This window comes from Comamonas sp. CMM03, from assembly GCF_019218715.1.
GTDB classification, from domain to species: domain Bacteria; phylum Pseudomonadota; class Gammaproteobacteria; order Burkholderiales; family Burkholderiaceae_C; genus Comamonas; species Comamonas terrigena.
On the sequence record NZ_JAHUXB010000002.1, the window covers coordinates 421402 to 433237 of the forward strand.

The window sequence follows — 11836 nt, forward strand, 5'->3', positions numbered from 1 at the left end:
ACGCGGCGGCCTCAGCATGTGCAGCGGTTCACCTCGCAGCCATGTCTGCGGCAGAGGGCATGCAGGCCGCTGGCGGGCTGGATCTTCTTGAAAGGACCTCCCATGACCAGCATTTCCAGTCTGGGCAGCAGCAATGCGTGGAGTTCTGCAATTCAGAGCCAGCGCAGCCAGCAAAGCGTCAAGCTCGCAGAAAAACTCTTGGCCAACTTTGATGCCGACGGCAACGGCAGCCTGAATGAGACCGAGCTGCAGTCGCTGATGGATGACATCGGCAGCCGCACCGGCCAATCCGGCGGCAGCAGCGCCAAGGACCTGTTGTCCAGCAGCGACAGCAACGCAGACGGCAGTCTGAGCACCGACGAGCTCGAAGCCGCACCGTCCAGCATGCTGCCGCCACCCCGCTCCACCATGGATTTCGCGCAATCGCGCGGCGCGGGCCAGAGCGATGACCTGTTCAGCAAGGTGGACAGCGACGGCAGCGGCGATGTGAGCAGCGACGAGCTGACGGCGCTGCTGCAGAAGATGAACGGCCAGGAGAGCGTGAGCGAGGAAGACGCAGCGGCCCTGTTCAGCCAGCTCGACAGCGACGACGACGGCAGCCTGAGCCAGGCCGAATTCGATGCCGCCCGACCCCAGAACGCCGGCGGCATGCCGCCACCACCGCCCGCCCAGGCCAGTGCCAGCACGGAATCCGACAGCGACAGCACGGGCACGGCTGCAGCCAGCGGTGTCGGGGGAGCCGGCGGCGCAGGGGGCTCGACCACCACCGTCTACGACGAACTGGACACCAATGAAGACGGCACCGTGTCCCTGGCCGAACGCCTGGCCGGCGCCGCCGAAGACGCCGCCGATGCGGCCCTCAACGTGGTCGATCAGCTCAAGCAATCCACCGAGAGCTGGACCCAGAATGCCCGCAACGCCCTGTTGGACACCGCCCACCGTGCCTACCAGGCCGCCAACGGCGAACCCGCCGCAGCCCGCAGCACCTACAGCTATACGGTCTGAGTTCTGGCTTCCCTCTGCGCCGCAGGTGAGCGGCGTGGAGGAACGTCACCCCGTTTCCGGTGGTGAACTAGGGGCACAACGTGGTCGATGGCAGCGGGCTCCAGCCGGAGAGCCTCCCGACCACCGCCGTTACAGATGGCGCAGAAAGTGCGCCACGGCACGCGGGTAGATGATGTGTTCCTGCGTCAGCACCCGCGCGGCCAGGGTCTGGGGAGTGTCCTCCGGCAGTACCGGCACCACGGCCTGGTCCAGAATGGGCCCCACATCCAGCTCGGCCGTCACCTGGTGCACGGTCGCACCGGCAAACTTGCAGCCCGCCTCAATGGCACGCTGGTGCGTATGCAAGCCCGGAAATGCCGGCAGCAGCGAAGGGTGGATATTCAGCAGCCGCCCGGCAAAATGGTTCACGAATCCGGGCGTGAGAATGCGCATGAAGCCGGCCAGCACCACCAGCGCCGGTTCATGGCTGTCGATCTGCTGGGCCAGCGCCGCATCAAACGCTTCGCGGCTGTCGAAATCCTTGTGGTTCAGCACGGCCGTGGCAATGCCATGCTCACGGGCAAAAACCAGGCCTTGGGCATCGGCCTTGTTGCTGATGACGGCGGCCACGCGGGCGTCCAGACGGCGCACCCACTCCTGTTGCTGGGCAGCCCGTACGATGGCTGCCATGTTGGAGCCGCCGCCAGAGATCAAAATCACGATGTTTTTCATTTCCTGCGAATTATCCCAGCCATGCCATTCGACCACCGCGCTCAGCCTTTGTCGCCCCACGCCGCCCGTGTGCTTGCCACGCTGATGGAGAAAGCCCGCACCGTACCGGACAGCTATCCGCTCACGGTGAACAGCCTGCAGTCGGGCTGCAACCAGAAGACCAGCCGCGCGCCGGTGATGCAGCTGAGCGAAGGCGACATCCAGGCCGCCCTGGACGAGCTGCGCCAGCGCCACCTGGTGATGGAAGCCAGCGGCCAGCGCGCCACCCGCTGGGAACACAATTTCGAGCGGGTGGTGGGCGTGCCCAGCCAGGCCAGCGCCATCCTGGGCCTGCTGATGCTGCGCGGCCCGCAGACGGCTGGCGAGCTGCGCATCAACACCGAGCGCTGGCACCGCTTTGCCGATATCGGCTCGGTCGAGGCCTTCCTGGAAGAGCTGCGCGACCGCAGCGACGAAAAAGGCGGTCCGCTGGTGGTGCTGCTGCCGCGCGCCCCCGGCGCCCGGGAAGCACGCTGGGCGCACCTGCTGTGCGGAGAGGTGGATGTCAGCGCCCTGGCCGCGGCCAGTGAAGCCGGTAGTGTCGCCCCGTCCGATGGCGCCACCGCCCAGCGCCTGGCCGCACTGGAAGCCGAAGTGGCACTGCTGCGCGCCACCGTGCAGCAGCTGTGCAGCGCCCTGGGAGTGGAAGCGCCGGTGCCCCACAGTGGCATGGATTCTGCAGAGCAGAACCCGCCAGCCAAAATCTGACTCCGGACTCACCCTAGGCTGTCGCCGCCCCGACATGGCGGCAGCGAACGACCATGCTAAAAACCTTGCATTACAAGGAGACCGCAGCATGGATTTGGCATTCACGCCCGAAGAGCAGGCCTTCCGCGAGGAAGTCCGCGCCTGGATACACGAGCACCTGGACCCCGCCGCCGCCCGCAAGGTCCGCGAAGGCCTGCGCCTAACGCGCGACGACATCCAGGGCTGGGCCAAGACCCTGGGCAAAAAGGGTTGGCTGGCCTATGGCTGGCCCAAGGAATTTGGCGGCCCCGGCTGGACTGCGGTGCAAAAGCACCTGTTCGCCGAAGAACTGGCCAAGGCCGGCGCCCCCAGCATCGTGCCCTTCGGGCCGGTGATGGTGGCCCCGGTGATCCAGGCCTTTGGCACGCCGGCGCAGCAGCAGCGCTTTCTGCCCGGCATTGCCAGCGGCGAAGTCTGGTGGAGCCAGGGCTACAGCGAGCCGGGTTCGGGTTCGGACCTGGCCAGTGTGAAGACGCGCGCCGAGCGCCAGGGTGACTTCTACATCGTCAACGGCCAGAAGACCTGGACCACGCTGGGCCAGCATGGCGACTGGATGTTCAACCTGGTGCGCACCAGCAACGAAGGCAAGCCGCAGACCGGCATCAGCTTCCTGCTGATCGACATGAAGTCGCCCGGCGTTACGGTGCGCCCCATCAAGCTGTTGGATGGCGAATGCGAAGTCAACGAAGTCTTCTTTGACAACGTGAAGGTGCCTGCCGACCAGCTGATCGGGGAAGAGAACAAGGGTTGGACCTACGCCAAGCACCTGCTGGCACACGAACGCACCAATATTGCCGACGTGAACCGCGCCAAGCGTGAACTGGAACGCCTCAAGCGCGTGGCCAGGGCCGAAGGCGTGTGGGAAGACCCGCGTTTCCGCGACCAGATCGCCCTGCTGGAAGTGGACGTGGTGGCACTGGAGATGCTGGTGCTGCGCGTGCTGTCGGCCGAAAAGAGCGGCAAGAACCCGCTGGACATTGCCGGTCTGCTGAAGATCAAGGGCAGCGAGATCCAGCAACGCTACACCGAACTGCTGATGCTGGCCGGCGGCCCCTACAGCCTGCCCTTGGTCTACGAGGCCATGGAAGCCGGCTGGCAGGGCGACTTCCCCGGCGGCACGGTGGGCCTGGCCCCGCTGGCTTCCAGCTACTTCAATATGCGCAAGACCACGATCTACGGGGGCTCCAACGAAGTGCAGCGCAACATCGTCGCGCAGACGGTGCTCGGCTGATGCCCCACCGCCGTCCGCGCTGCGCACAGCGGGACGGCTCCCCCACGCCCCCTCGGGGAGGGGGCGCCAGACAGAGCTTTGCTGGACACCCCATGCGGCGGCGCCGCCCGGGATGACAGCACCAGGAGAGATTTATGGATTTCAATTTTTCCGAAGACCAGCAGCAACTGCGCGATGCCGTGCGCCGCTGGGTGGACAAGGCCTACACCTTCGAGCACCGCCGTGCGGCGGTGAAGGCCGGTGGCTTTTCACGCGATACCTGGGCCGAACTGGCCGACCTGGGCCTGACGGCCCTGACCGTGCCTGAAGCCCATGGCGGCCTGGGCCTGGGCGCCGTTGACGCCATGGTGGTGATGGAGGAACTCGGCCGCGGCATGGTGCTGGAGCCACTGGCCCAGGCCTTCATCACCGGCGCCGTGCTCGGCCAGTTTGCCCCCGAAGCCGTGCAGGCCCAGTGGCTGCCGCGCGTTGCGGCCGGCGAGTCCATCGTGGTGCTGGCCCAGCAGGAACGCAGGGCACGCTACCGCCTTGACCGCTGCGAGGCCCAGGCCACCAGGAACGGTGCGGGCTATGCGGTGACCGCCCGCAAGAGCATCGTGCCCATTGGCGACAAGGCCGATGCTTTTCTGGTGCCCGCTCTGCTGGACGGCCAGCAGGCGCTGTTCCTGGTGGAAGCCTCGGCCGAGGGCGTGAGCACCCAGGGCTACGGCACCCAGGACGGCAGCCGTGCTGCCGAGCTGCAGTGCAACGGCAGCCCTGCCACCCTGGTCACCACCGACGGCCTGTCCGCGCTGGAACTGGCGGTGGACGTTGGCAGCGCCAGCGTCTGCGCCGAAGCCGTGGGGGTGATGGAGCAGGCCCTGCTGACCACGGCCGACTACCTGAACCAGCGCAAGCAGTTCGGTGTGGCGATCGCCAGCTTCCAGGCCCTGCGCCACCGCTCCGCCGATATGAAGATGCAGCTGGAACTGGGCCGTTCCATGAGCTACTACGCCAGCCTGCAACTGGGCCAGCCGGCCGAAACCCGCCGCCGTTCCATCGCCCGCGCCCGCGTGCAACTGGGCCAGTCCATGCGCTACGTCGGCCAGCAGGCCGTGCAACTGCATGGCGGCATCGGTGTGACGGACGAGTACATCATCAGCCACCACTTCAAGAAACTGACCCAGCTGGAGATGACCTACGGCGACAGCCTGCACCATCTGGGAGAAGTGTCGGCCCGCATGCGCGAGACCGCAGGCGTGATGGAATAAGCCCAGCGCCAACGGCATCCCTCGCGGCCGGCACTGCGCACTGCAGCACACCGGCCGCTTTTGGCACGGGCCCCTCCCCTGGGGTCCGTTTTTTTATGCCGGGAAGAAGGAGGCCGCCCCTCAGGTCAGCCGGTACTCCAGCGGCTGCAGCGGCTGCGGTGGCTCGGGGTCACCCAGCGACTGGCACAGGCTGATCTCGATGCCGCGGCAGAAGGCATCCAGCGGCAGGTCGTTGCTTTCCACACCGAAGGGCTCTTCCAGCTCGTCACCCAGCGCGTCCAGACCAAAGAAGGTATAGGCCACGATGCCCACCACAAACGGCGTCATGAAGCCCGTGGTGTCCACCAGGCCGAACGGCAGCAGAAAGCAGTACATATAGGCCGTGCGGTGCAGCAGCAGCATGTACGAAAACGGAATCGGCGTGTGGCGGATACGTTCGCAGGATGCAGCCGCAGCCGTCATCGCGGTGAAGGTGTTGTCGATCTGGGCGGCCAGCACCGGGTCTATCCAGCCTTTGCGCAGGCTGTCGCTCAGGTCATGGCCGTTGGCCAGCATTAGCGCATCGGAGCGGAAATTCAGCGGGTGGTTGCGCATGGCAAACCATTCCTCGGCCGTCAGCCAGCGCTCCAGCGCGCCATCGTCCTGGTGACCGCGCAGTTGGGAGCGCAGTGCATGGGCGTGGGCAATGGCACGGTGCACCATGCGCACCCGCACATCTCCCACGCGGTTGCGGGGATCCAGCACCAGCGGCACGCGGATGAAGTTCTGGCATTGGCGCGACAGCGTGCGGGCGCAGATCACCAGTTCACCCCAGAGCTTGCGCCCTTCCCAGAAACGGTTGTAGGCCGTGGTGTTGCGGAAGCCCAGAAAAATGGCCAAAGGCAGGCCGATCAGCGTGAACGGGATGGGCGTGACGGTGATCTTGAGATCGAACAGATTGCCATGTGCGTAGGTGACCAGCACGGCCAGCACGATGTTCAGGCACAGCACCCATCGGATGCGCTGCAGCACGGAACCGCGCAGGATGAGGAAAAGGTTGAAGCCGGTGGGGCGGTCGCGGACGATCATGCGCAGCAGGCGATCGAGGGTAAACACCTATTGCACCACAGGACAGACGGGCGTTTCGGCAAATGCTGAAAATTCTGTGTCCGTGGCAGGCGCTTCCCTCGCAGAAGCAAGGTCTGCATTGGGCGCCTGGCGTGGAGACCCTGCCCTCCTCGTGGAGATAGCGCCGCGCATGCGGGCCCCGGCACGGCGGCTACAACGCCCAGCGCGAGCTTTTGGGCACATGGGCCAGCAGAAACTCCATCTGATCGGCCAGGATGCGGCGATTGCGCAGGATGAAGTCCTCCCACAGGCTGGGGGTGTAGGGCGCATACAGCAGCGGCATGCGCGCCTGCTCCGGCGTGCGCGGCCCTTTGCGGTGGTTGCAGGCACGGCAGGCCGTGACCACATTCATCCAGTGGTCCTGGCCTTTCTGGGCAAACGGCACGATGTGTTCGCGCGTCAGGTCGCGCTCGTCGTGGACCCGGCCGCAGTAGGCACACAGGTGGCGGTCGCGGGAAAACAGTTTGCTGTTGGTGAGGCCGGGCTTGAGCGCATGCGGGTTGATGCGCGGAATGCCTTTGGTGCCGATGATGCTGTTGATGTGGATCACCGACTGCTCGCCGGTGTGCGCGTTATGGCCCCCACGGAACACCGCGATCTGCGCGCCCGATTCCCAGCGGACCTCATCGGCGGCGTAGTGCAGCACGGCCTCCTCCAGGCTGATCCATGACTGGGGAAGTCCGTGGGCGGACAGCTTCAGAACCTTCACGATGCACCTCCTCGAATGAACGTCAACGTCCAGGACGGGTTTCGCGGCAAGCCGATAAGGCATGCGACAGGCATACCCTATGGATGGCAATATACTCGCTTTCACTGTCAGACAGCCATCCCGTGCTGAATTGGAAAGCGCCGCGCGCTATGAAAAACAAAGCATTCCCATGAAGATTTTCAGAGGCCTTCAGCACCCCGATCGTGCCCCCGCATGCGCGGTCACCATTGGTAACTTTGATGGGGTGCACCGTGGCCACCAGGCCATGCTGGGATTGCTGCGTGCCGAAGCCGCGCAACGCGACCTGCCCACCTGTGTGCTGACCTTCGAGCCCCACCCGCGGGACTACTTTGCGCAGAAGCTGAACAAGCCCGATCTGGCCCCCGCCCGCGTGGGCACGCTGCGCGACAAGCTCAGCCAGCTGGCCATCTGCGGCGTGGACCAGACGGTGGTGCTGCCTTTCAACGATGCGCTGGCCGGCCAATCCCCGCAAGCCTTCATCCAGAACGTGCTGGTACAGGGCCTGGGCGCCCAGTACATCCTGGTGGGCGATGATTTCCGCTTTGGCAGCCAACGGGCCGGCGACTACGCCATGCTGGACGCCGCGGGCCAGGCCCAGGGCTTCGACGTGGCCCGCATGAACAGCTACGAGGTGCATGGCGAGCGTGTCTCCAGCACCACGGTGCGGGCGGCGCTGGCGGCCGGCGACATGCCACAGGCGGCCAAGCTGCTGGGCCACCCCTACACCATCTCCGGCCATGTGGTCCATGGCCGCAAGCTGGGCAGGCAGCTGGCGGAATCCAAGGCCGGGGCGGCCGATGGCTTTCGCACCCTGAATCTGCGCTTTGACCACTGGAAACCGGCGGCCAGCGGCATCTTTGCGGTGCTGGTGCACGGCCTGGATGCACAGCCGCTGCGCGGCGTGGCGAACCTGGGGGTGCGCCCCTCGCTGGACCCGAACGACGTCAACGGCGGCCGTGTGCTGCTGGAGACACATTGCCTGGATTGGCCTACCCATCTGGGTGGCGAAGGCGCCTACGGTAAAATCATCCGCGTGGAACTTCTGCACAAACTGCACGACGAGCTGAAGTACGACAGTCTCGATGCCCTGACAGCAGGTATCGCCAAGGACTGCGATGACGCATGCGCGTTTTTTGCGTCCATTCCCGCGTCTTCCTACACCGAAACCCGTCGCCAGACCACGCGCGACCGAATTTGACGCTCGCCGTCCCAGCCTGGGCGCGGCAGCGCTTCGGGCACCTGCATCCCATTCACGTCCTGGCCGCGACGCCAACGCGCCGGCCATGGCCTTGCCCTGCTTTCAAGGTTTTCCATGTCTGATTCGAAGTCCAACAAGCCCGAAGCGTCCGCCTACCGCGCAACGCTGAACATGCCCGACACCCCCTTCCCCATGCGCGGCGACCTGCCCAAGCGCGAGCCGGGCTGGGCCAAGGATTGGGAAGACCAGGGCACCTACCAGAAGCTGCGCGCGGCCCGCCGCGGCGCGCCCATGTTCATCCTGCACGACGGCCCGCCCTATGCCAACGGCAAGATCCACATCGGCCACGCCGTCAACAAGATCCTGAAGGACATGATCGTCAAGAGCCGCCAGCTGGAAGGCTATGACGCCCGCTATGTGCCCGGCTGGGACTGCCACGGCCTGCCCATCGAGAACGCCATCGAGAAGCTGCACGGCCGCAACCTGCCCCGTGACGAGATGCAGGCCAAGAGCCGCGCCTTCGCCACCGAGCAGATCGCGCAGCAAATGGTCGACTTCAAGCGTCTGGGCGTGCTGGGCGACTGGGACCACCCCTACAAGACCATGAACTACGCCAACGAGGCGCTGGAACTGCGCGCCTTGAAGAAGGTGATGGAGCGTGGTTTTGTCTACCGTGGCCTGAAGCCGGTGTACTGGTGCTTTGACTGCGCCTCCTCGCTGGCCGAGTTCGAGATCGAATACCAGGACAAGCAGTCGCAGACGCTGGACGTGATGTTCCCCGCTGCAGATACTGCAAAGCTGGCCGCAGCCTTCGGCCTGCCCGCACTGGACAAGGAAGCCTTCATCGTCATCTGGACGACGACGGCCTGGACCATCCCTGCCAACCAGGCGCTCAACGTCAACCCCGATCTGGAATACAGCCTGGTCGATACCGAACGCGGCCTGCTGATCGTGGCCTCGGCCCTGGTGGAAAAGTGCCTGGCACGCTGGAACATCACCGGCCAGGTGGTGGCCACCGCGCAAGGCAAGGCGCTGGACCACATGCCCTTCAAGCACCCGCTGGCCCATGTGGACAAGGGATTTGACCGCATCTCCCCCGTCTACCTGGCCGAGTACGCCACGGCCGACGACGGTACCGGCATCGTGCACTCGGCGCCGGCCTACGGCGTGGATGACTTCAACTCCTGCATGCACAACGGCATGGGTTACAAGGACATCCTCAACCCCGTGCAGGGCAATGGCGTGTACGCGGCGGACCTGCCGCTGTTCGGCGGCCAGTACATCTGGAAGGCCGTGCCTGTCATCCTGGACGCCCTGAAGGTCGCAGGCCGTCTGATGGACACCACCCACCTGACCCACAGCTACCCGCACTGCTGGCGCCACAAGACGCCGGTGATCTACCGTGCGGCCGCACAGTGGTTCATCCGCATGGATGAAGGCGAAGGCGTGTTCACCGACCCCGCGCAGAAGCCCGAGAAGACCCTGCGCCAGATCGCGCTGGAAGCCATCGACAGCACCAGCTTCTACCCGGAAAACGGCCAGGACCGCCTGCGCGCCATGATCGCCGGCCGTCCCGACTGGTGCATCTCGCGCCAGCGTTCCTGGGGCGTGCCCATCCCCTTCTTTCTGCATGTGGACACGGGTGCGCTGCACCCCCGCACCATGGAGATCCTCGACCAGGCGGCCGACATGGTCGAGCAAGGCGGCATCGAGGCCTGGAGCCGCGTGAGCGCAGAAGACATCCTGGGCGCGGAAGAAGCCAAGCACTACACCAAGAGCACCGACATCCTTGAAGTCTGGTTCGACTCCGGCTCCACCTTCTGGCATGTGATGCGCGGCACCCACGCCGACATGCACCATGACCAGGGCCCGGAAGCCGACCTGTACCTGGAAGGCCATGACCAGCACCGCGGCTGGTTCCACTCCTCGCTGCTGCTGGCCTCCGCCATCTTCGGCCGCGCCCCGTACAAGGGGCTGCTGACCCACGGCTTCACCGTGGACGGCCAGGGCAAGAAGATGTCCAAGTCGCTGGGCAACACCGTCGCTCCACAGGACGTGAGCGGCAAGATGGGGGCCGAAATCATCCGCCTGTGGGTGGCTTCGACCGATTACTCGGGCGACCTGGGCATCGACGACAAGATCCTGGCCCGCGTGGTGGATGCCTACCGCCGCATCCGCAACACGCTGCGCTTCCTGCTGGCCAACACCAGTGACTTCGACGCAGCCACCGACAGCGTCCCCTACCAGGACCTGCTGGAGATCGACCAGTACGCCCTGGCCCGCGCGGCGCAGCTGCAAAAGGAAATCATCGGCCACTACCAGGTCTATGAATTCCACCCCGTGGTCGCCAAGATCCAGCTGTTCTGCTCGGAAGACCTGGGCGGCTTCTACCTGGACGTGCTCAAGGACCGCCTCTACACCACGGCGCCCAAGAGCCTGGCCCGCCGCTCGGCCCAGACCGCACTGCACCAGATCACCCAGGCACTGCTGCGCTGGATGGCACCGTTCCTGTCCTTCACGGCCGAAGAAGCCTGGAAGATCGTGGGCCACAGCGAAACCATCTACCTGGAGAAGTTCACCGAACTGCCCGAAGGCGATGCCGCCCTGCTGGCCAAGTGGACCCGCATCCGCGAGATCCGCGACGTGGTCAACAAGGACATCGAAGCCGTGCGCGTGGAAGGCAAGGTCGGCGCATCGCTCCAGGCCGAAGTCACCATCTCGGCCCAGCACGAAGACCTGGCCCTGCTGCAGTCACTGGCCGACGACCTGAAGTTCGTGCTCATCACCTCGGCCGCCCGGGCAGTGGCAGGCGATGCGCTGGCCGTGGCCGTCACTCCGTCGGAAGCCGCCAAGTGCGAGCGCTGCTGGCATTACCGCGATGACGTGGGCGTGAACCCCGCCCATCCCACACTGTGCGGCCGCTGCGACAGCAATCTGCACGGCAGCGGCGAAGTGCGCAGCAAGGCCTAAACTGCCACACACGCCCCCCTCACCGCCCACGCCCGCGTGGGCGGTGTGCTTTGGTACAAAGACAGAAGCTGCTTAGGCCCCTGCACCAATGGATCCAGGCACGAATCCACCTGAAATTCATGTGGGGATAGTGCCGGCAGCTATGATTTTTTGAGTTTCACAGGATCCCCGATTGCCATGACCGCACCCCTTGCTTTGCGCACCGCCCGCATCTGGCCCTGGCTGGCCTGGGCACTGGCCATCATTGCGCTGGACCAGATCACCAAGCAGTGGATTCTGGATGTCTACCAGCTGGGCGACTGGACGCCCATCACCGGCTTCTTCAACATCGTGCGCGCCCACAACACCGGCGCGGCGTTTTCCTTCCTGGCCGACGGCAGCGGCTGGCAGCGCTGGCTGTTCGTCGGCATCGGCGTGGTGGCCACGCTGCTGATCGTCTGGCAGCTGCGCAAACACCCCGGCGACAAGCTGTTCTGCTTTGCGCTGTCCAGCATCCTGGGCGGCGCCATCGGCAATGTGGTGGACCGCCTGCAGCACGGCTATGTCGTGGACTTTCTGGACTTCTACTGGGGCAGCAGCCACTTTCCCGCCTTCAACGTGGCCGACGTCGGCATCAGCGTGGGGGCCGCCTGCCTGATCCTGGACGAAATCCTGCGCAGCCGCCGGGCCAAACGCGGCGTGTAAGCCACACGCCGCCACCGGCCTCCCCCTCCCTCGTACCCCCTCCCGGCCCCACGCTGCGAGGGGTTGGCTTTTTGAGGGCCTTGTCCGGGCCGCCGGGTGTCCGCCATGCAACAGATCGGAGGGTCGCCAACGCGTACAGATACAGGCGATCGTGCTAGCGTTTC

General features: G+C 65.4%; 10 protein-coding genes. 7 read left to right on the forward strand and 3 right to left on the reverse strand.

Annotated elements, in window-relative coordinates:
- Positions 1–102 precede the first annotated feature (102 nt).
- On the forward strand, positions 103–1005 hold the full coding sequence (gene xopAW, locus KW830_RS08815) for a XopAW family type III secretion system calcium-binding effector (RefSeq protein ID WP_218332871.1): 903 nt from the start codon (positions 103–105) through the stop codon (positions 1003–1005).
- A 129-nt stretch (positions 1006–1134) separates the two neighbouring features.
- Here the strand turns inward: xopAW and purN are convergent, their stop codons facing one another.
- Complete coding sequence (purN, locus tag KW830_RS08820) at positions 1135–1716, reverse strand: phosphoribosylglycinamide formyltransferase (protein WP_218332872.1); 582 nt, start codon at positions 1714–1716, stop codon at positions 1135–1137.
- A gap of 21 nt (positions 1717–1737) precedes the next feature.
- On the opposite strand from purN, the gene KW830_RS08825 reads away from it, so the two are divergent.
- The 3 genes from KW830_RS08825 (at position 1738) to KW830_RS08835 (ending at position 4983) form a co-directional block, all read left to right on the forward strand.
- The gene (locus KW830_RS08825) at positions 1738–2463 is read left to right on the forward strand and encodes a YceH family protein (protein ID WP_218332873.1); all 726 of its coding nucleotides are present in this window, start codon (positions 1738–1740) and stop codon (positions 2461–2463) included.
- A gap of 88 nt (positions 2464–2551) precedes the next feature.
- Entirely contained in the window at positions 2552–3733 is a 1182-nt protein-coding gene (locus KW830_RS08830) for an acyl-CoA dehydrogenase family protein (protein WP_066539800.1), read from the forward strand.
- A gap of 134 nt (positions 3734–3867) precedes the next feature.
- Positions 3868–4983: an acyl-CoA dehydrogenase family protein gene (locus tag KW830_RS08835; RefSeq protein WP_066539802.1), complete on the forward strand. Its 1116-nt coding sequence runs from the start codon at positions 3868–3870 to the stop codon at positions 4981–4983.
- Positions 4984–5103: 120 nt separating this feature from the next.
- On the opposite strand, the gene KW830_RS08840 is transcribed toward KW830_RS08835, so the two are convergent.
- Positions 5104–6051 (reverse strand): bestrophin family protein, encoded by a 948-nt coding sequence (locus KW830_RS08840; protein WP_218333160.1) that lies wholly within the window; start codon positions 6049–6051, stop codon positions 5104–5106.
- A 190-nt stretch (positions 6052–6241) separates the two neighbouring features.
- The gene (locus tag KW830_RS08845; protein ID WP_066539804.1) at positions 6242–6799 is read right to left on the reverse strand and encodes an HNH endonuclease; all 558 of its coding nucleotides are present in this window, start codon (positions 6797–6799) and stop codon (positions 6242–6244) included.
- A 169-nt stretch (positions 6800–6968) separates the two neighbouring features.
- Here KW830_RS08845 and KW830_RS08850 point away from each other — a divergent pair, with 169 nt between their 5' ends.
- The 3 genes from KW830_RS08850 to lspA all read left to right on the forward strand — a co-directional run bounded on the left by KW830_RS08850 (position 6969) and on the right by lspA (position 11672).
- Positions 6969–8018 (forward strand): bifunctional riboflavin kinase/FAD synthetase, encoded by a 1050-nt coding sequence (locus tag KW830_RS08850; protein WP_066539876.1) that lies wholly within the window; start codon positions 6969–6971, stop codon positions 8016–8018.
- Between the two features lie 114 nt (positions 8019–8132).
- Positions 8133–10988: an isoleucine--tRNA ligase gene (ileS, locus tag KW830_RS08855; RefSeq protein ID WP_218332874.1), complete on the forward strand. Its 2856-nt coding sequence runs from the start codon at positions 8133–8135 to the stop codon at positions 10986–10988.
- Between the two features lie 177 nt (positions 10989–11165).
- On the forward strand, positions 11166–11672 hold the full coding sequence (lspA, locus tag KW830_RS08860; RefSeq protein WP_066539810.1) for a signal peptidase II: 507 nt from the start codon (positions 11166–11168) through the stop codon (positions 11670–11672).
- The last annotated feature ends 164 nt before the right edge of the window (positions 11673–11836 follow it).

Bases quoted from the DNA above. Each gene is read 5' to 3' on its own strand.
- KW830_RS08835 (WP_066539802.1), top strand. From the start codon at position 3,868: ATGGATTTCAATTTTTCCGAAGACCAGCAGCAACTGCGCGATGCCGTG.
- KW830_RS08850 (WP_066539876.1), top strand. From the start codon at position 6,969: ATGAAGATTTTCAGAGGCCTTCAGCACCCCGATCGTGCCCCCGCATGC.
- KW830_RS08825 (WP_218332873.1), top strand. From the start codon at position 1,738: ATGCCATTCGACCACCGCGCTCAGCCTTTGTCGCCCCACGCCGCCCGT.
- xopAW (WP_218332871.1), top strand. From the start codon at position 103: ATGACCAGCATTTCCAGTCTGGGCAGCAGCAATGCGTGGAGTTCTGCA.
- lspA (WP_066539810.1), top strand. From the start codon at position 11,166: ATGACCGCACCCCTTGCTTTGCGCACCGCCCGCATCTGGCCCTGGCTG.
- purN (WP_218332872.1), bottom strand. From the start codon at position 1,716: ATGAAAAACATCGTGATTTTGATCTCTGGCGGCGGCTCCAACATGGCA.
- KW830_RS08830 (WP_066539800.1), top strand. From the start codon at position 2,552: ATGGATTTGGCATTCACGCCCGAAGAGCAGGCCTTCCGCGAGGAAGTC.
- ileS (WP_218332874.1), top strand. From the start codon at position 8,133: ATGTCTGATTCGAAGTCCAACAAGCCCGAAGCGTCCGCCTACCGCGCA.
- KW830_RS08840 (WP_218333160.1), bottom strand. From the start codon at position 6,051: ATGATCGTCCGCGACCGCCCCACCGGCTTCAACCTTTTCCTCATCCTG.